Origin of the sequence: Sphaerisporangium perillae, from assembly GCF_023276435.1 — a bacterium.
GTDB lineage: Bacteria > Actinomycetota > Actinomycetes > Streptosporangiales > Streptosporangiaceae > Sphaerisporangium > Sphaerisporangium perillae.
This window is the reverse complement of record NZ_JALLPO010000009.1, coordinates 69853-94571: the sequence shown is the minus strand read 5'-3', so window position 1 is coordinate 94571 and position 24719 is coordinate 69853. Positions and strand designations below refer to the sequence as shown.

21 protein-coding genes are annotated in these 24719 nt (G+C 71.6%); 13 read left to right on the top strand and 8 right to left on the bottom strand.

The features are described from left to right. The first annotated feature begins 54 nt into the window (after positions 1–54). Complete coding sequence (locus MYF83_RS10865) at positions 55–1773, top strand: GAF domain-containing sensor histidine kinase (RefSeq protein ID WP_248960120.1); 1719 nt, start codon at positions 55–57, stop codon at positions 1771–1773. 8 nt (positions 1774–1781) lie between these two features. Here MYF83_RS10865 and MYF83_RS10860 read toward each other — a convergent pair whose 3' ends face one another. The 4 genes from MYF83_RS10860 to MYF83_RS42550 form a co-directional block, all read right to left on the bottom strand. After that, positions 1782–2423, bottom strand: a complete 642-nt coding sequence (locus MYF83_RS10860) for a response regulator transcription factor (protein ID WP_248960119.1) — start codon at positions 2421–2423, stop codon at positions 1782–1784. A 122-nt stretch (positions 2424–2545) separates the two neighbouring features. Continuing rightward, positions 2546–2971 (bottom strand): Hsp20/alpha crystallin family protein, encoded by a 426-nt coding sequence (locus tag MYF83_RS10855; RefSeq protein WP_248960118.1) that lies wholly within the window; start codon positions 2969–2971, stop codon positions 2546–2548. A 112-nt stretch (positions 2972–3083) separates the two neighbouring features. Next, entirely contained in the window at positions 3084–3350 is a 267-nt protein-coding gene (locus tag MYF83_RS10850) for a DUF1876 domain-containing protein (protein ID WP_248960117.1), read from the bottom strand. Positions 3351–3427: 77 nt separating this feature from the next. After that, a complete protein-coding gene (locus tag MYF83_RS42550; protein WP_279339384.1) occupies positions 3428–5143 on the bottom strand; it encodes a bis-aminopropyl spermidine synthase family protein in 1716 nt (571 codons plus the stop codon). A 149-nt stretch (positions 5144–5292) separates the two neighbouring features. Between MYF83_RS42550 and MYF83_RS10840 the strand changes: the two genes are divergently transcribed. Further along, entirely contained in the window at positions 5293–5907 is a 615-nt protein-coding gene (locus tag MYF83_RS10840) for a glycoside hydrolase family 25 protein (protein ID WP_248960116.1), read from the top strand. An 86-nt stretch (positions 5908–5993) separates the two neighbouring features. Next, positions 5994–7961, top strand: a complete 1968-nt coding sequence (gene thrS, locus MYF83_RS10835) for a threonine--tRNA ligase (protein ID WP_248960115.1) — start codon at positions 5994–5996, stop codon at positions 7959–7961. A gap of 54 nt (positions 7962–8015) precedes the next feature. Here thrS and MYF83_RS10830 read toward each other — a convergent pair whose 3' ends face one another. Then, positions 8016–8624: an Asp23/Gls24 family envelope stress response protein gene (locus tag MYF83_RS10830; protein WP_248960114.1), complete on the bottom strand. Its 609-nt coding sequence runs from the start codon at positions 8622–8624 to the stop codon at positions 8016–8018. Between the two features lie 278 nt (positions 8625–8902). Between MYF83_RS10830 and MYF83_RS10825 the strand changes: the two genes are divergently transcribed. Then, a complete protein-coding gene (locus MYF83_RS10825; protein WP_372500130.1) occupies positions 8903–9448 on the top strand; it encodes an HIT family protein in 546 nt (181 codons plus the stop codon). Positions 9449–9531: 83 nt separating this feature from the next. Here the strand turns inward: MYF83_RS10825 and MYF83_RS10820 are convergent, their stop codons facing one another. The 3 genes from MYF83_RS10820 to MYF83_RS10810 all read right to left on the bottom strand — a co-directional run bounded on the left by MYF83_RS10820 (position 9532) and on the right by MYF83_RS10810 (position 15868). Beyond that, a complete protein-coding gene (locus MYF83_RS10820; protein WP_248960113.1) occupies positions 9532–11670 on the bottom strand; it encodes a hypothetical protein in 2139 nt (712 codons plus the stop codon). Positions 11671–11814: 144 nt separating this feature from the next. After that, positions 11815–13398: a glycoside hydrolase family 10-like protein gene (locus MYF83_RS10815; protein ID WP_248960112.1), complete on the bottom strand. Its 1584-nt coding sequence runs from the start codon at positions 13396–13398 to the stop codon at positions 11815–11817. Between the two features lie 310 nt (positions 13399–13708). After that, positions 13709–15868, bottom strand: coding sequence for an elongation factor G-like protein EF-G2 (locus MYF83_RS10810; RefSeq protein WP_248960111.1), 2160 nt, complete (start codon positions 15866–15868; stop codon positions 13709–13711). 334 nt (positions 15869–16202) lie between these two features. Between MYF83_RS10810 and pgsA the strand changes: the two genes are divergently transcribed. The 9 genes from pgsA (at position 16203) to MYF83_RS10765 (ending at position 24498) form a co-directional block, all read left to right on the top strand. Then, the gene (gene pgsA, locus MYF83_RS10805) at positions 16203–16802 is read left to right on the top strand and encodes a phosphatidylinositol phosphate synthase (protein WP_248960110.1); all 600 of its coding nucleotides are present in this window, start codon (positions 16203–16205) and stop codon (positions 16800–16802) included. 59 nt (positions 16803–16861) lie between these two features. Next, positions 16862–17764 carry a phosphatidylinositol mannoside acyltransferase gene (locus tag MYF83_RS10800; protein ID WP_248960109.1) on the top strand — a complete coding sequence of 301 codons (903 nt, stop codon included), beginning with the start codon at positions 16862–16864 and terminating at the stop codon, positions 17762–17764. Positions 17765–17861: 97 nt separating this feature from the next. Continuing rightward, positions 17862–19004 (top strand): glycosyltransferase family 4 protein, encoded by a 1143-nt coding sequence (locus MYF83_RS10795; protein ID WP_248960108.1) that lies wholly within the window; start codon positions 17862–17864, stop codon positions 19002–19004. A gap of 52 nt (positions 19005–19056) precedes the next feature. Beyond that, on the top strand, positions 19057–19602 hold the full coding sequence (locus MYF83_RS10790) for a hypothetical protein (RefSeq protein WP_248960107.1): 546 nt from the start codon (positions 19057–19059) through the stop codon (positions 19600–19602). A gap of 98 nt (positions 19603–19700) precedes the next feature. Continuing rightward, positions 19701–19949 (top strand): type II toxin-antitoxin system CcdA family antitoxin, encoded by a 249-nt coding sequence (locus MYF83_RS10785; protein ID WP_248960106.1) that lies wholly within the window; start codon positions 19701–19703, stop codon positions 19947–19949. Then, positions 19946–20347: a PIN domain-containing protein gene (locus tag MYF83_RS10780; protein ID WP_248960105.1), complete on the top strand. Its 402-nt coding sequence runs from the start codon at positions 19946–19948 to the stop codon at positions 20345–20347. Before MYF83_RS10785 ends, MYF83_RS10780 begins: the two co-directional genes overlap by 4 nt. Before the next feature lie 266 nt (positions 20348–20613). After that, positions 20614–21615: a DUF3048 domain-containing protein gene (locus MYF83_RS10775; protein WP_248960104.1), complete on the top strand. Its 1002-nt coding sequence runs from the start codon at positions 20614–20616 to the stop codon at positions 21613–21615. Between the two features lie 216 nt (positions 21616–21831). Continuing rightward, positions 21832–22746: a pyridoxal 5'-phosphate synthase lyase subunit PdxS gene (gene pdxS / locus MYF83_RS10770; RefSeq protein ID WP_308201431.1), complete on the top strand. Its 915-nt coding sequence runs from the start codon at positions 21832–21834 to the stop codon at positions 22744–22746. A gap of 243 nt (positions 22747–22989) precedes the next feature. After that, positions 22990–24498: an alkaline phosphatase D family protein gene (locus MYF83_RS10765; protein WP_248960103.1), complete on the top strand. Its 1509-nt coding sequence runs from the start codon at positions 22990–22992 to the stop codon at positions 24496–24498. Positions 24499–24719 lie beyond the last annotated feature (221 nt).

The window sequence follows — 24719 nt, the reverse complement described above, 5'->3', positions numbered from 1 at the left end:
GAACATGCCTGTCGTCCAGATTCGAGGCGGAGGTGCGGTGGGGACACTTCCTGTATGGCGGATGACCGACCGCACTCGCTCATGCCGCAGATGCGGCTGGACGAGCTGCTCGCGGAACTGCGGGTCCGGCTGGACACCGTGCTCGCCACCCGCGACCGCGTCCACGCGCTGCTGGACGCGGTCGTCTCCGTCGGCAGCGACCTGGACCTGCAGACCGTCCTGCGCCGCATCGTGGAGACCGCCACCACCCTGGTGGACGCCACCTACGGCGCCCTCGGCCTGATCGGCCAGGAGAACACCCTGGTGCAGTTCGTCCCGGTGGGACTGACCGAGGAGGAGATCGCCAGGATCGAGCACTGGCCCCACGGGCTCGGCCTGCTCGGGCTGCTGATCAAGGAGCCCCGGCCCCTGCGGCTCCACCACATCGCCGAGCACCCCGAGTCCTACGGCTTCCCGCCTGGTCACCCGCCGATGGGCTCCTTCCTCGGCGTGCCGATCCGGGTGCGCGACGAGGTCTTCGGCAACATCTACCTGACCGAGAAGCGCGGCGGCGGCGACTTCGAGGAGGAGGACGAGGCCGTCGTCGTCACCCTGGCCACGGCGGCCGGTGTCGCCATCGAGAACGCCAGGATGTACGAGGAGACCCGCAGGCGCGAGGTGTGGCTCCAGGCGTCCTCGGAGGTGACCACCACCCTGCTGTCGGGGGCCGGCTCCCAGCAGGTCCTCACTCTGGTCGCCCGCCGGGCACGCGAGATGACCGGCGCCGACATCGCGGTGGTGCTCCTTCCCTCGCCCGACGGCGCGAGGCTGTGCGTCACGGTCGCCGAAGGCGTGGCCGCAGAGGAGATCACACCGGTGGAGGTCGCGGTCGCCGGCTCACCGGCCGGACGGGCGTTCACCGGGGGCGAGCCGGTCGTGGTGGACCGGGCTGAGACGGAGACCACCGCCGTGACCTGCGACCGGGTGCGCGGAGGGCCGGCCGTGGCGGTGCCGCTGGGAGCCGCGGGAGCCGTGCGAGGAGTGCTGTCCCTCGGCAGGCGCCCCGGCCGGGCGCCGTTCGACCGGCCCCACGTGCGGATGCTGCACTCCTTCGCCGGGCAGGCCTCCCTCGCCCTGGAGCTGGCCGAGGCCCGCGAGGACGCCGAGCGGCTGATCCTGCTGGAGGACCGCGACCGCATCGCCAAGGACCTGCACGACGTGGTCATCCAGCGGCTGTTCGGCGTGGCCATGACGCTGATGGGCGCGGTCCGCCTGGTCGACCGGCCGGAGGCCTCCTCCCGGATCCGGCACGCCATCGACGAGCTGGACGGCACCATCCGGCGGATCCGCTCGACCATCTTCGCGCTCCAGACGCCGCCCGGCGTGACGGCGCCGTGCCTGCGCGGCCGGATCGTCGAGCTCGTCGCGGTGGCGCGGCGGCACCTCGGCTTCATGCCGGGCCTTCGCATGGAGGGGCCGATCGACAACGTGGTGCCGCCGGAGCCGGCCGAGCTGCTGCTGGCCGTCCTGCGCCAGACGCTGTCGGACGTGGTGCGCCACGCCCGCGCGTCCCGGGCCGACGTGCGGGTGGAGGCCGCCGGCGGCTGGCTGACCCTCCTCGTCCGCGACAACGGCGCCGGCCCCTCACCCGCCGGCCACCACGGCCTGCGCACGCTGGCGGGACGGGCCGCGCTGCTCGGCGGGTCCCTGGACGTCCGGACCGGGGAGGAAGGCGGCACGCGGGTGTGCTGGCGCGTCCCGCTCGCCCGGCAGGGCGCCTCCGCCGGGCCCTGAGGCACGCCTCAGCCGCGGCGGTCGGCCTTGAGCTGCGCCGCCAGGGCCGCCGCCTGGGTGCGGCGCTGCATGTCGAGCTTGGCCAGCAGGTTCGAGACGTAGTTCTTGACCGTCTTCTCCGCCAGGAAGAGCCGCTCGCCGATCTGCCGGTTGGTCAGGCCCTCGCCGATGAGCTCCAGGATGTGGCGCTCCTGGCCGGTGAGCGCGGCCAGCGGGTTCTTCCGGTCGGCCTGGTCGCGCAGGCGCCGCAGCATCGAGGCGGTGGTCTCGGGGTCGAGCAGCGACTGGCCGCCCGCCACCGTGCGCACGGCGCCGACCAGGTCGGACCCGTGGATCTGCTTGAGCACGTAGCCGGCCGCCCCGGCCATGACCGCGTCGAACAGGGCGTCGTCGTCGGCGAAGGAGGTGAGCATCAGGCAGGCCAGCCCGGGCGTCTTGGAACGCACCTCGCGGCAGACCTCGACGCCGTCGCCGTCGGGCAGTCGCACGTCCAGCACCGCGACGTCCGGCTTCAGCGCGGGGATGCGGGCCACGGCCTGCTCCGCCGTGCCGGCCTCGCCGACGATCTCCATGTCGCCCTCGGACGACAGCAGGGCGGCCACACCGCGCCGCACCACCTCATGGTCGTCCAGGAGGAACACCCGAATCATATTGGGACCGTAACCGCCGGCTCGCCGTTCTGGAAGGGACGAAAGTCCCTGGTCAGGACGTGTCGCGACGCCCGCAGAGCCCGGCGCGCGAAGGCGGGCCGGGCCCGGGACGAGGCCTGACGTCAGCCGGTCTTCTCGATCGGCACGCGCTTGGTCTCCTGCTTCTCCTCCGCCAGCGGGATGTCCACCTCCAGGATCCCGTCGTGGTAGACGGCCTTGACGTCCTTCTCCCCGGCGTTCGGCGGCAGCGGCACGGACCGGCTGAACTCGCCGTACCTGAACTCCGTGCGGTGCGGCTCGGACCGCTCCTCCTTGCGCTCGCCACGAATGGTCAGCACGCCATTGGAGACGACGACCTCGACGTCCTTCGTGGGGTCGATGCCGGGCAGTTCCGCGCGGACGATGTAGTGACCGTCCCTGACGGTGTCCTCGAACCGCACCATCTGGGCGCCCGAGTACGGCCGGCCGGCTCCCGCGAAGGGCGCCTCCAGCCAGTCCAGTAGATCCGGTACCAGGCCTCTGGACTCCCTGCGCGTCGGCATGGCCATGAGAACCTCCCTGGGTTGTCGAACCTTCACCTTCATCTGATGCCACGGCATGCGCCGCGGACACAGGCCGTAGGTCCCGAATGAGGAGGACATTCGCCCCTGCGGCGGTGGGTCACATGCGCCTGGCCTGCCCGGCGAGCTGGGCGACGTCCTCGGCGGCGTCCCCGGTCAGCTTGTCGGCCAGGTCGGCGAGCGCCCGGCCCGCGGCCAGCTCGTCACCGATCTCCGGCACGGGCCGGTCGACGGGGTTGCGCCGGGCGTACCCGACGCTCTCGTGCCTTCTGCCTCCACGAGTGAGCAGGACGGCGCGGGCGACTGTGCGGTCGTCGTTGTCGTCCTCGGTGATGTAGATCTCCACGGTCCACTGTTTGGCCTGCATGACAGCACCTCCTGCCGGTCTCCTCCCTCAACCATCTCTCACGCGGCGAGGTGCCCGGAACCCGGCCCCGGCCACTGTCAGCGGCGGTGGCCCTCGCGGGCGGCGGCCGGCTGGTGGACGGCCGCCGTGACCTCATCGGCCGGGTCGTGCGGGGCCTCGGGCACCTCATCGGCGAGGCGCAGCGAGGCGGCGACCGCCTCGCCGAGGCCCCGGAGGCGGTGCTCGGGAAGCTCGAGAAGCGTGACCTCCCCCGCCCAGGGGGCCGCCCGCGAGACCAGCGCCCTGGCCTGCTTCCTGGTGAGGTGCCCGCGCGCTCTGGTCAGGCCCTCCCGCCAGGTGTTGGCGAGCTTGCCGTGGGCGTTGTCCAGGATGCCCCGCAGCAGCCGGCCCGCCTCGTCCTGCGGCGCCGGCAGCCGTACGGCGTCCACGGCCTGCCCGGTGACGGTGATCTCGTACAGCGGGGACAGGGCGCGCAGGCCGGGCGCGGGCCCGGCGAGGAAGGTCCGCACCTGGCGGGCGCGGGTGGCGAGCAGCAGGCGGGGGAGCGCCGCCTCCAGCCCCGCGGGCACCGTGATCGCGACCCGGGCGGGGGAGGCGGCGTAGGGCTTGGCGAGCCAGGTGGAGTGCCTGGCCCTTGGAACCCGGGGGAGCACGTCCTTCGGCCAGTCGCCCACCAGCACCTCCGGCGCGAAGCCCTCTTCCAGGAAGGGACCTGACCCTTGCTCCGGGGCCGCCGGGGGGCCGGACGCCGGGCCCGGCGCCCCGGGGGACCGATCGGGTCCCGCGCCCTGTGGCGAGCCGGCCGGGCGGGATTCGACCGACTGCGGGCCGTGGGTGTAGATCGCCGTGCCGTAGCCGTCGGCCCGGGCGGCGATCGCCGGGCGGGTCTTGGTGGTGGGGCGCAGCACGTAGAGGTCGGCGGCCGAGCCGATGGCCTCCGCCCCGAAGTACCGGTTGAAGTCCGGATACATCGCCTCCAGGACGAGGTTGAGGTCGTGCAGGGCGCTCTGCACCTTCAGCGCCAGCATGGGGGTGCGCTCGCTCGCCCCGTAGGCGAGCAGCACCCGGCCCCGCTCGGGATCGGCGAGCCCCTCGGCCGCCCTGGCCACGAACAGCCCGACGCCCTCGGGCGTGTACGGCGGGTCCGTGATCGCCAGATCGGCCTGGCCGCGCGCCGACGGCGGCAGGCCGAGGCGCAGGTCGCCCCAGCGGGCGCGCACGTCCAGGTCCAGGCTCCGCGCCTGGTCGTCGATGTAGGCGAGGATGCGGTCGTCGACGTCCACCACGGTCACCTGGACGCCCGGATGGATCATCGCGACCGCCAGCGAGGTCAGGTCATGATCGCCGACGCACAGCAGCCGCGCCCCCGGCAGCCAGAACCGCGCGCCGAGCAGGAGCGCCCTGCGCACGACCGTCTCCGGCGTCGCGGCCACGTGGTCGAGCGCCTGCCGTGCCCGGGGCGCCCCCTCGATCAGCCGCTCCATGCGCTCGACGACCTCGGCGTGGGCGGGGAGCAGGTGGGCGACCGGGTCGGCGGGACCGGGAGAGCCGTCCTGGAGGAGGGCGCGGCACGCGCCGGCCTGCGCGGGCGTGAGCCGGAACCGCTCACCGGACCGCTGCGGCCCGATCTCGCGCAGGAGCGCCTCCACGCCGCGCCGGGAGGTCGCGCTCTCCCGTACCAGGTCGGCGAGGGTCCACCAGGCGCCGTCGCACAGCAGCGCCAGAGCCGCGCGGAACCGTCTGGCGTCCACCCCTGCCTCGGCCAGCAGCCTGGCCACTCCATCGGGCTCCATTCCGCAACCCTATCGGTGGCCCGCCCGGCGGCCGTGGCCCTCCCGGCGCCCGCCCGGGAGGGCTCCCCGGGCGTGTCCCGGCCGCTCGCGGGGGCGGTCATCACTAAACTCCCCCGGGGGCCGAATCTCGGGGGAGTGTGGGAACCCTCATGCTGCACGGCATAGATGTGTCCAACTGGCAGGGCGCCGTCGACTGGGCGGAACACGCCGGCGACGGCGTCGATTTCGGCTTCGCCAAGGCGACGGAGGGGACGCGCTTCACCGACAAGTGGTTCGCCCGCAACTGGGCGGCCATGCGGGAGAACTGGCTGGTCTGCGGCGCCTACCACTTCGGGCACCCCAAGGGCGACCCCGACGACCAGGTGCGCCACTTCCTGGACGTCCTCGACGCGGCGGGGGGCCTGCGCCGGGGCGACCTGATCGCCCTGGACCTCGAGCACTCCGGGCACCTGCCGCCCCAGGAGGTCGCCGCGTTCGCCCGGCGCTGGTGCCGGGTGCTGACCCTGTGCACCGGCGTCCGGCCGCTGATCTACACGTTCCTGTCGTTCGCCAAGAAGGGGTACTGCCAGGGGCTGGAGGACTACCCGTTGTGGATCGCCGCGCCGAGCCACCCCAAGGGCCGCCCCCTCGTGCCGCCGCCCTGGAACAGGTGGACGATCCACCAGTACGCGCACGGCCCCATCGACCGCAACGTCTTCCGGGGCACCCGCGCCCAGCTCACCGCGCTCGGCGCGCAGCCGCTGGACCGCCGCCGCAAGGCGTAGGGACCGGAGATGACCGGAGCCGGTTTCCCGGTAGCATCGGGCACGACAACCGGAGCAATCCCGTCCACGACTTCCTTGGAGCAATCGTGTCTGCCGCCCTCGAAATACGCATCACCCTCGCCGGAGCCGAGCGTGTGGTGGCGGGCGGTACGACGGCCGGCGAGGCGCTTGCGGCCGACGGCCGCACCGTCATCGCCGCGAAGATCAACGGGGAGCCGCGCGACCTGGCCACCTTGGTCGCCGACGGCGACATCGTCGAGCCCATCGCCATCGACAGCGAGGAGGGGCGGGCGATCCTGCGCCACTCCACCGCCCACGTGATGGCCCAGGCCGTGCAGGAGATCTTCCCCGGCGCCCGGCTCGGCATCGGGCCGCCGGTCGAGAACGGCTTCTACTACGACTTCGACGTCGAGCAGCCGTTCACCCCCGACGACCTCAAGCGCGTCGAGAAGCGCATGCGCGAGATCGTCAAGCAGGGCCAGACCTTCGCCAGGCGCGCCGTCTCCGACGAGGCCGCGCGCGAGGAGCTCGCCGCCGAGCCCTACAAGCTGGAGCTCATCGGGCTCAAGGGCGGCGCCGACGCCGAGGAGAGCGTGGAGGTCGGCGGCGGCCAGCTCACCATCTACGACAACCTCGACCCCAAGTCGGGCGAGCTGTGCTGGAAGGACCTGTGCCGCGGCCCGCACCTTCCCTCCACCCGGGGGATCCCGGCGTTCAAGCTCATGCGCTCCGGCGGCGCGTACTGGCGGGGCAGTGAGAAGAACCCGCAGCTCCAGCGCATCTACGGCACCGCCTGGGAGTCCCGCGACAAGCAGGACGAGTACCTCAAGCGGCTGGAGGAGGCCGAGAAGCGCGACCACCGCAAGCTGGGCGCCGAGCTCGACCTGTTCTCCTTCCCCACCGAGCTGGGCTCGGGTCTCGCGGTGTTCCACCCCAAGGGTGGCGTGATCCGCCGCATCATGGAGGACTACTCCCGGCGCAGGCACGAGGAGGCGGGTTACTCCTTCGTGAACACCCCGCACATCACCAAGGAGAACCTCTACCAGATCTCCGGCCACCTCGACTGGTACGCCGACGGCATGTTCCCGCCCATGGAGCTCGAGGGCGCGCGCTACTACCTCAAGCCGATGAACTGCCCCATGCACAACCTGATCTTCAGGTCGCGCGGGCGGTCCTACCGCGAGCTGCCGCTGCGCCTGTTCGAGTTCGGCACCGTCTACCGCTACGAGAAGTCCGGCGTGGTGCACGGCCTCACCCGCGTGCGCGGCATGACGCAGGACGACGCGCACATCTACTGCACCCGCGACCAGATGCGCGACGAGCTGAAGTCCCTGCTGCGCTTCGTGCTCGCCCTGCTGCGCGACTACGGGCTCGACGACTTCTACCTGGAGCTGTCGACCAAGGACCCGGTCAAGTTCGTCGGCACCGACGAGGACTGGGAGGAGGCGACCGAGACGCTGCGCGAGGTCGCCGAGTCCGAGAGGCTCGAGCTGGTGCTCGATCCCGGCGGCGCCGCCTTCTACGGGCCGAAGATCTCCGTGCAGGCCCGCGACGCCATCGGCCGCACCTGGCAGATGTCGACCATCCAGCTCGACTTCAACCTGCCGGAGCGCTTCGAGCTGGAGTTCCAGGGGGCCGACGGGTCGCGCCAGCGTCCCGTCATGATCCACCGTGCGCTGTTCGGGTCGATCGAGCGGTTCTTCGGCGTCCTGGTGGAGCACTACGCCGGGGCGTTCCCTCCCTGGCTGGCGCCCGTCCAGGTGATCGGCATCCCGATCTCCGAGGCCCACGTGTCCTACCTCGGCGACGTGGCCAAGAAGCTGCGCGAGCGGGGCATCCGGGTCGAGGTCGACTCCTCCGACGACCGCATGCAGAAGAAGATCCGCAACGCGCAGAAGGCGAAGGTGCCTTTCATGCTGCTCGCCGGCGACGAGGACATCGCCGCGGGCGCGGTCTCCTTCCGCTACCGCAGCGGCGAGCAGAAGAACGGCGTCCCGGTGGAGCAGGCGATCGCCGAGATCGTCGACGCCGTCGAGCGGCGCGTCCAGGTCTGACCGCGTGACCGAACGCCCGGGCGTCCGACGTCCGGGCGTTCGGCCGCCGCTCCGTTAGAAGGCCTCGGCGTGCTCGTCGTCGGACCCGGCCGGCCGCTCCTCGTCCGGAAGCCGTACATCGTCCACGGTCACGTTGACCTCCACCACCCGCATCCCGAGCATGTGGCTCACCGTGCGCGCCACGTTGACCTTGACGTCGCCGGCGACCTCCATGACGATGTGGCCGTACTCGATCACGATGGTGACGTCGACGGCGACCTGACGGTTGTCGATGCGAGCCCGCACGCCCTGGTTGGGGCGCTTGGCGCCGATGCCGATGCGGTCGCGCACCGATTCCAGCGCCCGCTCGAAGTCCCCGCCCAGGTCGGCGACCCCCATGACCTCGAGCGCGGCGAGGGCGGCGACCTTCTCCACGACCTCGTCGGCGACCTTGATGCGTCCCCTGACTCCGGCCCCGCTGTCGGACTCGTCGACGATCAGGCCGGGGCCGCTCGCGCCGGCGCCCGCGGGCCTGGTGGATCCGCCGAGCGGCGACTCCTGGAGGGAACGCCCGTTCTCGGGGAAGGACGAGGCGAGCACGTCATCAGGAGCCGCTTGCGAGGACTCCGCGTACCCCTCGTGAATGCCGTTTTCCGATTCCTCGGTGGAGACGGTGTCGGTCATTGAGTACCTCCGGCGTGGATGCCCCCCGCCTTCCGGCGGGAGGAGACGCGGTACGGTGCCGCGCTTCGGGGTGGGTGGTGTGGCCGTAGCCGTCGGCTCGTTGGAGCAGCCGAACGTGACGGTGGTGGATGCCAGCGGGGTCCAGGCGGCGGCTCCCCGTCCTGCCTGTCCGGCTTGCCGCCCGTGTGGGATTCTGCCGGAAACCCGCCCGGTTCGTCGCCTCTTGCGGGACGTGCCCGGTCGTCACCGTCCCGATGCCGCGCCCTATGCTGCAAGGCATGCAGGAGCCGATTGAGCAGCCCGGTGCCGGAGATCCCGACAACTTCCAGCGTCTGTGGACCCCGCATCGCATGGCCTACATCAAGGGAGAGAACAAGCCCACCGGAACGGGCCCGGGTGACGGCTGCCCGTTCTGCGAGATCCCCGAGATGAGCGACGAGGACGGGCTCATCGTCGCTCGCGGCTCCTCGGTGTTCGCGGTGCTCAACCTCTACCCGTACAACTCCGGGCACATGATGGTGTGCCCGTACCGCCACGTCGCCGACTACGCCGATCTGGACGCGGGCGAGACGGCCGAGCTGGCCGACTTCACCAAGCGCGCGATGCTGTCGCTGCGGAAGGCGAGCGGCGCGCAGGGGTTCAACGTCGGCATGAACCTCGGCCACGTCGCCGGGGCCGGCATCGCCAACCACCTGCACCAGCACGTCGTGCCCCGCTGGGGCGGCGACACGAACTTCATGCCGGTGGTGGGCCACACCAAGGTGCTCCCGCAGCTCCTCAAGGACACCCGCGACCTGCTCGCCGACGCCTGGCCGGCCGGCTGACCGCCGGACCCGCGATCAGGGCCCGCTCCGGGCCTGAGCGGTCTCATGGGTCTCAGGCCGCCAGTGTGTGAGGTCGTCAGAGCTCAGGTCGTCAGGGGGCTCAGCACCGGAGAAGCGGGACGCGGCGACGACCCCGGCGCGAGCGCGCGGATGCCCGCCGACAGCACGAGCGGGACGGCCAGCGCCAGCGCCATCGACAGCACCGCGGCGCCCGAGTCGTTCACCAGCATGCCGACCACGCCGCTGACCAGGGCTCCGATGAGGCCCGCGCGCAGCATCGGCGCGCGCTCGAACGCCACCGGCAGCACTCCGGCGCTGGCGGTGCCCGGGCGCAGCAGCGCGAAGACCAGGAACGCGAAGGCGGCGATGACGATCGGCATGAGGTTGGGCGACAGCAGCGTGCTGAGCATGGCCGCCAGCTTGCGCAGGATCACCGGCAGGAACGTCCCGTCGATCACCTGACCCGCGAACCGCCCGAGGTGGGTCTGGGACGCGGGCGGCCGCAGGTGGTCGAGATAGGCGATGCCCATCACCAGCACGCCGCCCGCCGCGCAGAAGGCCCCGAGCTTGACCACCGACACCCGCCTGCCGGCCACCAGCAGCGCCGTGACCGCGATGCCCGGCACGAAGGCGATCACGCCGCCGAAGTCGCTGCCGACCCCGGGCCAGCCGCCGAGGATCATCGCGAAGCCGCCCAGCCCGGCCACCAGGGCGATGGCCGCCCGGCGGTGGCCCGCCCGCACGAGCCCGTCGGCGACCGCCGTCGTCAGCAGGAGCACGGCGGTGGCGAGCAGCGCGAAGGGGATGTTGCCGAGGCCGTAGTACCGCGCCCCGACGACGCCGGTGTAGCCCATGATGCTGTTGAGCTGCAGCGGCGTGCCGGTCAGCAGGTCGCCCACCAGCACGGCGGCCGTGACGCCCGCCACCACCGAGGGCGGCCCGAGCACGCCGGCCGCTCCGGGGCGGCCGCGCAGCCGCGACCACAGGGCCGGAGCGGCGAGGGCGATCCCGGTCAGCGCGGCGGCGCAGAGCAGGACGCCCGACACCAGCGTGAACGCCGGCACGGCCGCGCGCTCCCATGGCGTGAGGTTCACCAGGTAGGTCGAGACCGGCAGCGACGCCAGGCCGATCGCGGCGACCCGCACCCCGCCGAGGCCGCGGCGGCGGCGCAGCAGCAGGAACGCGACCGCGTAGAAGAGCACCTGGAGCACGGCGAGGCCGGTGAAGAACGGCCCCCCGACGCCCCGGATGGTCTGCCCGGCGATGTCGGCCTGGCGCAGCTCCGCGGCGCCGTCCTCGACGGTCGACGTGCGGCTCGCGCTCCAGGGCGCCCCGATGACGGTCGCCGGGACGGCCGCTCCGGCGGCCTTGAGGATCGTCGCGGTGACGTCGGGCAGGATGACCATGTCGTCCCGGTGGGTCGACGCCGCTCCGAGCAGGTGGCCCTCGGCGCCGTCGGCCCGCCACATGGCGACCCGCAGGTGCGGCTCGGAGCCGTGGTCGGCCAGCCCGGCCAGCAGCACGGTGGTGCCGGGGGGCAGCGCGCCGAGCACGGCGCCGGTCTTGGCGTCCGCCGCCTGGATCGCGGTCTCGCGCTGGGCGGGGGAGAGCTTCTCCGGCACCTCCGCCAGCCGCTCCCCGTCGATGTAGGGACGGACCAGGTCGTCGACGTCGACGGCCAGCACGGGGCAGGCCGTCCAGTCGGTGACCGCGCCGGGTGAGGGCGCGTAGACGTCGACGCCTCCGGACCGGTCGGCCAGCGCGAGCGCCGCGCCGGGGCCGACCGCCATGGTGCAGCGGCCGGCGGCGTGGAGGGCGGTGCCGAGCGTTCCGGCGTAGGTGGCCTCGCGCACGGTCCACAGCCAGTCGAACCCGGGGACGACCCCCTTGCCGCCCTGCTGTTCCACGGCGGGCGGCGGCCCGCACCGGGACCCGACCGAGGAGCGCACGCCGGAGGAGACCGTCAGCCACCCGTCGTAGGGGCAGGTCGTCCGGCCGACGGTGCGCACCGACAGCGACCCGACCGCGCTCTGGGCGGCCAGGCGCCACAGGTTCGGGGTGTCGGTGGCGTTCACGTCGTGCCAGTGGAGCCCGGGCACGCCGATCAACGCCACCCGGCCCGGAGCGTCATTCGCCTGTGCCGGAGCGTCCGCCCGCGCGGCGGCGGAGGCCGTGATCAGCCCGAACATGATCACCGCCAATGCGCTCAGCGCCCGCCTCACCACTGACGACCTCCCCTGACTCCACCTGAGAACCCTGGAACCGTACGGGAAACCAGGTCGCCCGGTCCAGGGAATCGCGTTGAACATCGTTGGAAGCCGCGGCGTGCGGCGCCCCCCGGAGTGGGCGGGGGACGCGCGCCGGGGTCAGGGAAGGACGGCGGTGGCGGGCTTGCTCTCGTTGCCGAGGCGGTCCAGGGCGGTCACCAGGTAAGTGCCGCCGGCCCTGACGGCGTAGGACTGCTCCGCCGCGCCGGTCGCGGGGACCACGGCGAGCAGGTTGCGGCCGTCGGCGGTCGCGCAGTCGCCGGCCTTCGCCCCCGCCACCCGGTAGACGGCGTAGGCGCGGGCGCCCGCGGAGGCCTGCCACAGCAGCGCCTCGCCGGACCGGCGCAGTCCGGCCGGCGTGGCCGGGGCCCTGCCCCCGCGGTCCTTCATAAGGGGTGGCAGCGCGGGACGGGAGTAGTGGTCCCTGACGATCCTGTCGAGCACTCCGAGCGGGTTCTTGCCGAGCTGGGCCGCGCTGAAGTAGACGTCCCCCTTGACCTCGGGGTGGTCGCGGTTGAGCGTCAGGTGGGCGGGCAGCTCGCCGGCCCTGGTCCAGGCCGGGCTGTCCTTGGTGCCCACGCGGTAGAGCGCCTGGCCGATGTACAGGTGCACCCCGGTGCCCTTGACCTGGTCCGCCCACCACGGCACCAGCTTGGCGTAGTCGGCGGCGGCGAAGCCGCGCGGCCAGTAGAGCTGCGGCATGACGTAGTCCACCGACCCGGCCTTGATCCATGCCCGGGCGTCGGAGTAGATCGCGTCGTAGGCCGACAGGCCCTTGGTGTCCGAGCCCGACGGGTCGTCGGACTTGTTGCGCCAGATGCCGAACGGGCTGATCCCGAACTTGACGTACGGCTTGGCCGCGTGGACGGCCTTGCCGACCTGGGCGACGAGCTTGTCGACGTTGTCGCGCCGCCAGTCGGCCAGCGACATCCCCTTGCCGTACTTTGTAAAGGCCTCGGCGTCGGCGAACTTCGTGCCCTTGCCGGGATAGGGATAGAAGTAGTCGTCGAAGTGCACGCCGTCGATGTCGTACCGCTGCACGACGTCCTTGATCACCTTGACGGTGTACGACCGCACCTCCGGCAGGCCCGGGTTGTAGTACACCTTGCCCTCGTGCCGGACGACCCACTCGGGGTGCAGGCGCGCGGGGTGGTTCTCCGGCAGCTTGGCCAGGTCGTCCTTGTCGGCCGCGCGGTAGGGGTTGAACCAGGCGTGGAACTCCAGGCCGCGCTTGTGCGCCTCGGCGATCAGGAAGGGGAGCGGCTCCCAGCCCGGGTCGCCGCCCGGGGTGCCGGTCAGCCACTGCGACCACGGCTCGTAGGGGGACTGGTAGATCGCGTCGGAGGCCGGGCGGACCTGGACGAACACCGCGTTGAGGTTGCGCTTGACCGCGTTGTCGAGGATGCGGACGTACTCCGCCTGCTGGTGCGCGGCGTCCAGGCCGGTCTTAGACGGCCAGTCGATGTTGTGCACCGTCGCGATCCACACGCCGCGTAGCTGCCGCTTGGGATACTTGGGGCTCACCTGGCACGCCTCCGCTGCGGCGGGACGGGCCGCCGCCCGCGCCGCGGGCTTGGCCTCACCGCCCGCGGGAGCGGTGCCCTGACCGAAGAAGTAGGCGACGCCGGTGGTGACCACCGCCATGGTCGTGGCGGCGAGCAGAGGCCGATGTCCGTTTCGCATGGGACATCAGTCTGGCATCGGCAAAGCGATGGTAATGCCCGATAAAAGAAATCGTATTGTGATGCGGGGGTGACTCGCGGGATCTCTGGGGCCGATGTGGCGGGGGTGAACCGGCCGGTCCCGCAGCCGGGGCCTGCTCCCGCCGCTCCGTGATCGCGCCGGGAGCAGGGAGTTCGCTCCCGCATCCCCGCGCTGGCCCGCGGTGCGCGTCCTGGCCCATGGAACGCCCACCAGGACGAGGTGACAACTGCCTTACCCGCCCCGTTCCCGCCGCGACACGCGCGACGGGAACGGAGCGATCGGTTCAGCACTAGTCCGCGGCCGACCTGAGCTTGTCGGCCAGGTGGGACGGCAGGGGCTCGTACCGCAGGAAGCTCCGCTGGAAGGTGCCCGTGCCGTGCGACATTGACCGCAGGTCGATGGCGTACCGGGTGATCTCCAGCTGGGGCACCTCGGCCTTGACCAGCGTGCGCCCGGTGCCCACCGGCTCGGTGCCGAGGACCCGCCCCCTGCGCGAGGACAGGTCGGACATCACCGCGCCGACGTGCTCGTCCTCGACGAGCACCGACAACTCGTCCACCGGTTCGAGCAGCAGCGCGGGCACCTTGGCCGCGGCCTCCTTCAAGGCGAGCTGCCCGGCGATCTGGAAGGCCATGTCGGAGGAGTCCACCGAGTGCGCCTTGCCGTCGTACAGCGTCACCCGGATGTCCACGACCGGGTAGCCGGCGAGCACGCCGCGCTCCATCTGGGCCCGCACGCCCTTCTCGACCGAAGGGATGAACTGCCTCGGCACCACCCCGCCCACGATCTTGTCGACGAACTCGAACCCGCCGCCCGACTGCAGCGGCTCGACCTCGACGTGGCAGATGGCGTACTGCCCGTGCCCACCGGTCTGCTTGACGTTGCGTCCCATGCCCTGGGCCTTGCCGCCGAAGGTCTCGCGCAGCGGGACCCGCAGCTCGATGCGCTCGACCTCGACGCCGTGGCGCTTGGCCAGGTGGTCCAGCAGCACATCGGCATGGGCCTCGCCCATGCACCACAGGACGAGCTGGCGCGTCTCGGCGTTGTTCTCAAGGCGCAAGGTCGGGTCCTCGGCCACCAGCCGCCCGAGGGCCTGCGACAGCTTGTCCTCGTCGGCCTTGGACCTGGCCCGGATGGCGACCGGCAGCAGCGGGTCGGGCATCGCCCAGGAGGTCACCAGCAGCGGGTGGTCCTTGTCGGACAGGGTGTCGCCCGTCTCGGCCCTGCTGAGCTTGGCGACCGCGCAGATGTCGCCGGCCACGCACTTGGTGGTCGTGCGCTGGAGCTTGCCGAGCGGCGAGGACAGGGCGCCGATGCGCTCGTCCACGTCATGGTCCTCATGCCCGCGCTCGGCCAGGCCGTGGCCCGAGACGTGGACCACCATGTCGGGCCGCAGGGTGCCCGAGAAGACCCGGACGAGGCTGATGCGCCCGACGTAGGGGTCGCTGGTGGTCTTGACGACCTCGGCGACGAGCGGCCCGTCGGGGTCGCACGCCAGGCCGGGCACCGGCCGGCCGTCGATCGTCGTGATCTCCGGCAGGGGGTGCTCCATCGGCGAGGGGAAGCCCGAGGTGATCACCTCAAGGAGCTCCTGCATGCCGACCACCGCGCCGGAGCCCGGCATCGCGCACGTCGCGAGCACGGGATAGAAGCCGCCCCTGGCCACGGCCTTCTCCAGGTCGTCGATCAGCACCTTGGTGTCGATCTCCTCCCCGGAGAGGTAGCGGTCCATGAGGGACTCGTCCTCGCTCTCCTGGATGATGCCCTCGATCAGCGTGCCCCGGTAGGCCTCGATCTGCTCCTGGTAGCCCGCGCCCGGCTCGTTCTCGGTGCGCGTGCCGGTGGCGTAGTTGAAGAACTTCTGCGAGAGCAGCCCGATCAGGCCGTTCACGTGCCCGTTGGTCACCACGGGCAGGTACAGGGGCGCCACGCCGTCGCCGAAGAGGTCCTGGCAGGTGGCCACCACGTCGTCGAAGTCGGCGCGCTGGTGGTCGATCTTGGTGATGACGACCGCGCGCGGCATGCCGACGGCGGCGCACTCCTCCCACAGCATGCGCGTCAGCCCGTCGATGCCCTCGGCCGCCGAGACCACGAACAGGGCCGCGTCGGCCGCGCGCAGGCCCGCCCGCAGGTCGCCGACGAAGTCCGCGTACCCGGGGGTGTCCAGCAGGTTGATCTTGATGCCGTTGTGCGTCACCGGTGCGACGGACAGGTTGACCGAGCGCTGCTGGCGTACCTCGACCTCGTCGAAGTCGCTGACCGTGGTGCCTTCCTCCACCCGGCCCGTGCGCTGGATGGTGCCCGTCGCGGCCAGCAGGGCCTCGACGAGCGTCGTCTTCCCCGATCCGGAATGGCCGACCAGCACGACATTGCGTACCGCATCCGGCCGGTCGGCCGAGGGTGCCCTGCCCGCGGCTCCCGATGGTCCGCCCGTGGTTCTCTCCGGCACGTCGCCTCCCGCGTCTCGCCGTGGGATGCGGCCGCACGCGGCCACATCGTCCGCCGCCGCGCCCGCCGCCCGAGAGAGCGCGGTGCATTCACCCTTCACCCCCATGGCGCGGATCACAAGAGGCAACAGGCAAAAGTGCTCGCGAAATGACGCCTGAACTTGCCCGTGTGTTCGACGGCGCGTTCCCCTCTCGTCTCCTTACCTTCCCCGTTTCACGGCTCCGCCACCCGATGCGCTCCCGCGGGCTCGCCCGAACCTGGTCGAGCCACTGGTGGGGCCGGGTGGGGGGCTTCGTTCGAACCACCTGCCTCACGTGGCCTACGATCGGACGGCGATGTTGAAGCTCCTGCGCCCCGCCGTCACCCGTGTGCTCACCCCGCTCGGCCGGGCGCTCGCCCGCCGGGGGATCAGCCCGAACCTCATCACCGTCCTCGGCACGCTCGGGGTCGCGGCCGGGGCTCTGGGCTTCTATCCGCGCGGCCAGTTGTTCGCGGGCTCGGTCGTCATAACCGTCTTCGTCCTGGCGGACCTGCTCGACGGCGTCCTTGCGAGGATGACCGGCACCGGAAGCACCTTCGGAGCGTTCCTCGACTCGACCCTCGACCGCGTCGGCGACGCCGCCGTCTTCTCCGGGCTGATCCTCTGGTTCATGTCCAGCGGCCAGAGCGTCCTCGCGGGCGTCGCGCTGTTCTGCCTGGTCGCCGGGGCCGTCGTGTCCTACGCCAAGGCGCGCGCCGAAGGCCTCGGCCTGAACTGCGACGTCGGCCTGGCCGAACGGGGAGAACGGCTGCTGGTCGTGCTCGTGGCCGCCGGTCTCGGCGGCCTGGGGGTGCCCTACATCCTGGCCGCGGGGCTGTGGCTCCTCGCCGCCGCGAGCGCGTTCACCGCCGGGCAGCGGATTCTCCACGTTTACCGCCAGACGGTGCCAACATGAACGTACGTGCTCTCGCACCGACGATGACTTCCTGACCCACTTCTGGGGGTGACCTCGCGTTGATTGATCGGCTCGTCGCCTGGGCTTTCCACCTCGGCTGGGTGCTCGTGCCCAAGCTGCCCGAGCCGGTGGCCGCGTGGGTCTTCCGTTCCATCGCCGACTTCATGTGGTGGCGGCACGGCAAGCTTGTGCGCCGCCTCGAATCCAACCTGGCCCGGGTCACGGGCAAGGATGTCGCCGACCCCTCGATCCGCGACCTCAGCAGGGCCGGCATGCGGTCCTACTTCCGCTACTGGCTGGAGGCGCTGCGCCTGCCGGTGATCAGCAAGGAGCGCATCCTCACCGGCATGCACGACATCGACGGCGAGCGCATCTTCTCCACCGTGGACGGCGGCCGGGGCATCGTCCTGGCCCTGCCGCACATGGGCAACTGGGACCTCGCAGGCGCCTGGCTGATCCACAAGGGTTACCCCTTCGCCACCGTCATGGAGCGGCTCAAGCCCGAGTCGCTGTACGAGCGGTTCGTCGCGTTCCGCGAGAGCCTCGGCATGGAGGTGCTGCCGCTCACGGCCAAGGGAGGCGGCACCGCCCACGCCTTCGGCACCCTCGCCCAGCGGCTGCGCGCCGGCCGCCCGGTCTGCCTGCCCGCCGAACGCGACCTCACCGAGAAGGGCATCGAGGTCGACTTCTTCGACGGCCGCACCCGCATGGTCGCCGGCCCCGCGCTCCTGGCGATCCAGACCGGCGCCGCGCTCCACCCGGCCACGCTGTGGTTCGAAGGCGACGACTGGGGGGTGCGCATCCACGAGGAGATCCCCGTCCCCGCCGAGGGCAGCCGTCAGGAGAAGGTCGCCATCATGACCCAGGCCATGGCGCGGGTCTTCCAGGAAGGCATCTCCGAGCACCCCGAGGACTGGCACATGCTCCAGCGCCTGTGGCTCGACGACCTGGAGCCCCGGTGACGGCACTCGCGTTCCGCCAAGCCGAAGCCGAAGTGAGGCCCCGATCCGGGGCCGCGGTGCAGGTGACGGCGGCCCGGCCGGCCGCGGTGAGTGCGCCATGAGGGTCGGCATGGTCTGCCCCTACACCTGGGACGTCCCCGGCGGCGTCATGGCCCACGTCCGCGACCTGTCCGAGGCGCTCATCGCCGACGGCCACCACGTGTCGGTGCTCGCCCCGGCCTCCGACGACGCGCCCCTGCCGTACTACGTGACCTCGGCCGGCCGGGCCGTCCCCGTGCCGTACAACGGCTCGGTGGCACGCCTGGCCTTCGGCTTCCTGTCGGCCGGGCGGGTGCGCAAGTGGCTGCGCGAGGGGTTCGACGTGCTCCACGTCCACGAGCCCGCCGTCCCATCGGTGGGCCTGCTCGCCTGCTGGGCCGCGCGCGGCCCCATCGTCGCCACCTTCCACGCCTCCTACCAGCGCTCGCGCGCCGTGTCGGTCACCGCGCCGGTGCTGCACACCGCGCTGGAGAAGATCACCGGCCGCATCGCCGTGTCGGACGCCGCGCGCAAGACGCTGGTGGAGCACATGGGCGGCGACGCCGTCCTCATCCCCAACGGCGTCACGGTGAGCCGGTACGCCGACGCCGAGCCCCTGCCCGGGTGGGGCCCCGACGGCGGCGTCATCGGGTTCCTCGGCCGCATGGACGAGCCGCGCAAGGGCCTGCCGGTGCTGCTGGAGGCGTTCGCGCTGATCGCCCCGGAGCGTCCCGGCCTGCGGCTGCTCGTCGCCGGGCCCGGCGACGCCGACGAGGTGCTCGCCAAGGTCCCCGCGCCGCTGCGCGACCGGGTCGGCCTCCTCGGCATGGTGAGCGAGGAGGACAAGGCCCGCGCCTATCACTCCGTCGATGTCTTCTGCGCCCCGAACACCCACGGCGAGAGCTTCGGCATCGTGCTCGCCGAGGCCATGGCGGCCGGGGCCACCGTGCTCGCCAGCGACATCCCCGCCTTCCGCAAGGTGCTCGGGGAGGGCCAGGCGGGTGCGCTGTTCACCACCGGCGACGCCGGCTCCCTCGCCCGCGAGGCCGCGGCCCTCCTCGACGATCCCGGGCGGCGCGTCAAGCTCGCGGACGAGGCCCGCGTGGCCGTGCGCAAGTACGACTGGTCCACCGTGGCCCGCGACGTCGTGCGCGTCTACGAAACGGTCACGGCGACCGCGACGGGCGGCGTCGAAGAAGAACGGCGCGGCGCTGTCCTATGATCCCTATGCGCCCTGTGACCGTGATCGACTTCATCGTGCCGGGTGAGGACCCATGACCACCATGACCATCAGCCTGCTGGTCGGCGCGGTCGTCGTGCTGGCCGCCGTCTACATCTCCTGGCGGGCCGGGCGGCTCGACCGGATGCACATCCGCCTGGAGACCGCCCGGGCCGCCCTGGACGCCGCGCTGATCAGCCGGGCCGCCGTCTGCATGGAGCTGGCCGCCTCACGGGTGCTGGACCCCGCGACGAGCCTGGTGCTGGCCGCGGCCACCCACGAGGCCCGCACGGCGGGGCCGGAGGAGCGCGAGCACGCCGAGAGCGACCTGTCGCGCACGATCAGGGCCGTGATGGACCAGGAACGCTTCCGGGAACGCCTCGTCGAGACCCCGGACGGGTCCGACCTGATCGCCGAGCTGGACACCGCCGTGACCAAGGTGATCTACTCCCGCCGTTTCTACAACAACGCCGTCGACGTGACCCGCCGCGCCCAGCGCCGCTGGCTCGCCCGCACCCTCCGCCTGGCCGGCCACACCGACACTCCGTCCTACTTCGAGATCGACGACGCCGAACCCACCTCCTTCGCCCAGCAGGCCTGAACACCCTCCCCCCGTGGCCGCCCAACGCCATATGTTCGGCTTGTGGCGCGTATCGCTGCTCTATGCCGGGATGGCGCATACCGGAGTATGCTTGTGCCATGTCCGGTACCACGCGCATCACGGTCACCCTGCCGTCAGAGCAGGTGGCCGAGTTGAGGAAGCTGACCGACAACGTGTCCGGTTACGTGGCCGAGGCGGTGGCCCGTCAGATCCGGCACGAACTCCTCGCGGCCGACCTGCGCCGGCACCAGGAGGAGCACGGTGCCTTCACCGACGAGGAACTGTCGGCGGCCAAGGGCAGGATCTTCGGTGCCGGAGAGGCCACCGGACCGGCGAGCGCTGCGTGAATGAGCACGTCGAGACGGTCGTCCTCGATTCTCAAGGCGTCTCGGCCTGGATCAACCAAGATCGTAAGCTGCTCGCGATGTTGCAGATCTTCCATGCGATGGGATCGGACCTCGTCGTCAGCGCGAACACCATCGTGGAGGTCGTGCACGCACGGGTGAACCTGCCCCGGCTGCAGTGGGTCTTGTCCCGGGTCAAGGTGGAGCCGGTCACCGAGCAGGCCGCGAAGGCGTCGGCGGAGCTGCTCAAGAGCGCTGGACTGCACGGACACAAGTACGCGGTCGACGCGACCGTCGCCGAGGCGGCGCTTCGCCAGCCGGGCCCAGTGGCGATGCTGACCTCCGATATCGATGACATGGCAAAGCTGTGCGGCGGCCGAGTCCGGCTGATCGGTATCTGACGTCACTCCCTCAGCTCCCGACCTATCAGCCTTTCAGGTCGTGGACCCGGGCCTGATCCGGTCAGGGCAGGAGGCGGGCTCGGTGGCGGGCTCGGCCGGTGGCGGTTCGTCAGTGACCGGGATCGCTCCAAAGGCGGCCCGGCTCCGATCAAGCTGTGAATCACCGAAAGTTTGGCCGTACCTGCGGAAACCTGTTGCCGACCATCGGTAAGCTCATGGCGATTTCATGCAGAATCGGGAGGAGCCGGGCTGTGCAGGTAAAACGGGTGATTGGCATCGCGCTTGCGGGAACCGCCGTTCTAGCGCCCGCCGTGGCCTGCTCGTCTTCGGGCGGCGGCGCCTCGCCCGCCGCTCAGGGGGCGGAGCCCGTCCCCTCCGCCTCGGCGTCGCCTGCCCCGCCGCCCGAGCATCCGTTCACCGGCCAGCCGGTGGCGGGCCGCAGGCCGGTGCTCGCGGTCAAGATCGAGAATACCTCGTCGGGCAAGCCGCAGCTCGGCCTGCGCAGCGCCGACCTGGTATACATCGAGCAGGTCGAGGGCGGCCTGACCCGCCTCATGGCGGTCTTCTCCTCGAAGTTCCCCGCGAAGATCGGCCCGGTGCGCAGCGCCCGCATCTCCGACCTGCACCTGCTGCCGATGTTCGGCAAGCCGGCCCTGGCCTACTCGGGCGTGCAGAGCAAGATGGTCCCCCTGGTGCAGCGAGCCTCGCTGTTCGACGTCTCCGACAGCGCCGCGCCGGGCGCCTACTTCCGCCAGTCGGGCCGCGTCGCCCCCTACAACCTGTTCGCCGACACCAAGAAGCTGCTGGCGAAGGCGCCGAAGGCCAGCAAGGCGGACGACATCGGCTTCACCTTCGGGGACGCGCCCGCTGGCGGAACCCCCAAAAAGTCATTTAACGTAAAATATCCGGCGGCGCGCTTCACGTTCACCTGGTCGGCCGACCAGAAGCGCTGGCTGGTGACGCAGGACGGCAAGAAGGACATGGCGGCCGAGGGCGGCCAGCTGGGCGCCCCCACCATCGTGGTCCAGTACGCCAAGACCACCAGGTCGGAGTTCCACGACTTCACCGGCAGCTACACGCCGCTGATCCACACGACCGGCACCGGCAAGGCGGTCGTCCTGCGCGACGGCAAGGCCTACAAGGCGGAATGGTCGCGCTCGTCGGAGAAGGTGGGCACGATGTTCACCACCGAGGGCGGCGAGCCGATGACCTTCAGCCGGGGCCAGGTGTGGATCGTGCTGGCCGCGCCCAAGCCCGTACAGCCCTAGCCGCCGCCCGGCCCCGCGTCCGACCGGCGGCGACCGGCCATGATCGGCGGTGATCGGCTCCCTGTGACCGCCGCTCCGGCGGACCGCCGGCCGGGCCGGATCGTCCAACATGTCCAAAGACGACGTCAACTTGTGACGATCTGGAGCGTCAAGGGCCGGGCTGATCAGCGCCTAACATGGGACGGGAACCCATTGTCGCGCTCGTGAGGTAAGACCGTGTCCAGCAGCACCCCCGAAGTCACCGACACCGCCGTCACCGGCACCGCCCGCGTGAAGCGCGGTATGGCCGAGATGCTCAAGGGCGGCGTCATCATGGACGTCGTCACCCCGGAGCAGGCCAAGATCGCTGAGGACGCCGGCGCGGTCGCCGTCATGGCCCTCGAGCGTGTTCCGGCCGACATCCGCGCCGAGGGCGGCGTGTCGCGCATGAGCGACCCCGACATGATCGACGGCATCATCGCCGCCGTCTCGATCCCGGTCATGGCCAAGGCCCGCATCGGCCACTTCGTCGAGGCGCAGGTCCTGCAGGCCATCGGCGTCGACTATGTCGACGAGTCCGAGGTGCTCACCCCGGCCGACGAGGCCAACCACATCGACAAGTGGGCCTTCACGGTTCCCTTCGTCTGCGGGGCGACCAACCTCGGCGAGGCCCTGCGCCGCATCGCCGAGGGCGCCGCGATGATCCGCTCCAAGGGCGAGGCCGGCACCGGCAACGTCGTGGAGGCCACCCGCCACATGCGGCAGATCCGCGGCGACATCAAGCGCCTGGCCGCCCTGGACGAGGCCGAGCTCTACGCCGCCGCCAAGGAGCTGCGCGCTCCGTACGAGCTCGTCGCCGAGATCGCCAAGACCGGCAAACTGCCCGTCGTGCTGTTCACCGCGGGCGGCATCGCCACCCCGGCCGACGCCGCGATGATGATGCAGCTCGGCGCCGAGGGCGTGTTCGTCGGCTCGGGCATCTTCAAGTCCGGCGACCCGGCCAAGCGGGCCGCGGCCATCGTCAAGGCCACCACCTTCTACGACGACCCCGACGTGATCGCCAAGGTGTCCCGCGGCCTGGGCGAGGCCATGGTCGGCATCAACCTGGCGACCCTCCCCGAGTCGGAGCGCCTGGCCACCCGGGGCTGGTAGCCGTCCCGGGTCGGCCCGGGTCGGCCTGCGCCACCCCGGGTCGGCCCACGCCACTCCGGGTCACGGCGCCCGGCCACCCAGGGCTGGTAGCCTTCACGCCTTCCCGGTGCCGTCTTCCCGGTGCCGCCTTCCGCGGCCGCCGGGAAGGCGTTGCGCCGATCGGCGCTGATCGTCCGGAAATATCCCCTCTGACCTGGGTGTGGCTATACCCGGCGTTTGCTGTGGATAGTTGATGATCGTCATGTGATCGACAGGCGATCGTTCCTCGTGATGGGGCTGGCATCGGGCGTGCCGGGGGTACCACCCCTGCGCGCCCCCTACGGCGAGCCCTTCACGCTTGGCGTGGCCTGTGGCGATCCGGCCCCCGACGGTTTCGTGGCATGGACCCGCCTGGCCCCGGTCCCGCTCGCCGAGGACGGCTTCGGTGGCATGCCCCCGGTGCCCGTGCCGGTCTACTGGGAGGTCGCGACCGACCCCGCCTGCGCCAAAGTCGTACGGCGCGGCACGGAGGAGGCCGTACGCGAGTGGGCCCACGCCGTGCACGTCGAGGTCGGCGGACTGGAGCCGGCCCGCGAATACTGGTACCGCTTCAAGGCCGGGCCGTACATCTCGCCGATCGGCCGCGCGGTGACCGCCCCCGCCGCCGGCGCGCCCGTCAAGACGCTCACCATGGCGGTGACCTCCTGCGCGAACTACCAGCACGGGCACTTCACCGCCTACACCAGGATGGCGCAGGAGCGTCCCGACCTGATCCTGCACCTCGGCGACTACATCTACGAGTACGGCAAGGACGAGCAGCCGTGCCCCGGCGGCAACGTGCGCGAGCACGAAGGACCCGAGGCCAAGACGCTGACGGACTACCGGCGCAGGCACGCCCTGTACAAGACCGACCCCGATCTGCGGGCGGCCCACGCGGCGGCGCCATGGGTGCCGATCATGGACGATCACGAGGTCCGCAACAACTGGACGGGCCTGCTGGAGGCGCCCAGGCGCGAGGCCGCGTTCCGCGCCTACTACGAGCACATGCCGCTCCGCCGGAGCGCGATGCCGCAGGGCCCCTCGATCCGCCTCTACCGGCGCCTGAGGTGGGGGAGCCTCGCCACCTTGCACCTGCTGGACACCCGCCAGTACCGCGACCGCGCCCTCTGCGGCTCCGGCTTCAGCGAGTGCCCGAAGTCGGAGGACCCCGGCCGCACGATCACCGGGACCGAGCAGGAACGGTGGCTGCTGGAAGGGTTCCGCGAGTCCAAGGCGCGCTGGGACATCATCGGCCAGCAGGTCTTCTTCGGCAGGCGCACCAAGTACCCCCCGCCGGAACTGGTCGTGCGGCAGGACGCCTGGGACGGCTACTCCGGATCGCGCACCAGGGTCACGCGCGGCTGGGTGGACGCCGGGGTCCGCAACGCCGTGGTGCTGACCGGCGACGTGCACTCCCACTGGGCCGGCGACCTCGCCCTGGACTACGACGACGAGGACTCGCCTCTCGTGGGTTCCGAGCTGGCCGTCACCTCGATCAGCAGCGGCGGCGACGGCCACGACCACGACCGGGCCAGGGACGCGCTGCTCGACACCAACCCGCACCTGAAGTTCCACCTGCGGCGGCGGGGATATCTCCTGCTCAAAGTGGAGCCGACCGCGATCGCCGCCGACTTCAAGATCGTGCGCTACGTGAGCACCCCCGGTGCTCCGGCGCTCACCGCCGCGGGCTTCACCGTCGCCGACAAGCTGCCCGGCCTCATCCGGCAGGCCTGAGGCCCGAGGGGAAGCCCGGGGCCGTTTGGGACGTTGTTCCGCATGGCCGTACGCTTCGGGTCGTATGCGTCCAGCGGAACCGCATGCGCCGTACCCCCGTCCAGGCCGCGTGCCCGTGTCCCCCGTGGATCGCCGATCGCCTCCGCGAAGCGCCAGGGGACGGCGCGAGGCCGTGCCTGGCGCGACCTTGGGCGTCCGAGCGACGAACGAAAGTGATCGAG

Excerpts from the sequence above, each read along its gene's own strand:
- MYF83_RS10840 (WP_248960116.1), top strand. The coding sequence starts at position 5,293 with ATGCTGCACGGCATAGATGTGTCCAACTGGCAGGGCGCCGTCGACTGG.
- MYF83_RS10785 (WP_248960106.1), top strand. The coding sequence starts at position 19,701 with ATGTCCGGTACCACGCGCATCACGGTCACCCTGCCGTCAGAGCAGGTG.
- MYF83_RS10860 (WP_248960119.1), bottom strand. The coding sequence starts at position 2,423 with ATGATTCGGGTGTTCCTCCTGGACGACCATGAGGTGGTGCGGCGCGGT.
- MYF83_RS10795 (WP_248960108.1), top strand. The coding sequence starts at position 17,862 with ATGAGGGTCGGCATGGTCTGCCCCTACACCTGGGACGTCCCCGGCGGC.
- MYF83_RS10815 (WP_248960112.1), bottom strand. The coding sequence starts at position 13,398 with ATGCGAAACGGACATCGGCCTCTGCTCGCCGCCACGACCATGGCGGTG.
- MYF83_RS10850 (WP_248960117.1), bottom strand. The coding sequence starts at position 3,350 with ATGCAGGCCAAACAGTGGACCGTGGAGATCTACATCACCGAGGACGAC.
- MYF83_RS10830 (WP_248960114.1), bottom strand. The coding sequence starts at position 8,624 with ATGACCGACACCGTCTCCACCGAGGAATCGGAAAACGGCATTCACGAG.
- MYF83_RS10865 (WP_248960120.1), top strand. The coding sequence starts at position 55 with ATGGCGGATGACCGACCGCACTCGCTCATGCCGCAGATGCGGCTGGAC.
- MYF83_RS10825 (WP_372500130.1), top strand. The coding sequence starts at position 8,903 with ATGCAGGAGCCGATTGAGCAGCCCGGTGCCGGAGATCCCGACAACTTC.
- MYF83_RS42550 (WP_279339384.1), bottom strand. The coding sequence starts at position 5,143 with ATGGAGCCCGATGGAGTGGCCAGGCTGCTGGCCGAGGCAGGGGTGGAC.
- MYF83_RS10790 (WP_248960107.1), top strand. The coding sequence starts at position 19,057 with ATGACCACCATGACCATCAGCCTGCTGGTCGGCGCGGTCGTCGTGCTG.
- pgsA (WP_248960110.1), top strand. The coding sequence starts at position 16,203 with ATGTTGAAGCTCCTGCGCCCCGCCGTCACCCGTGTGCTCACCCCGCTC.
- MYF83_RS10855 (WP_248960118.1), bottom strand. The coding sequence starts at position 2,971 with ATGGCCATGCCGACGCGCAGGGAGTCCAGAGGCCTGGTACCGGATCTA.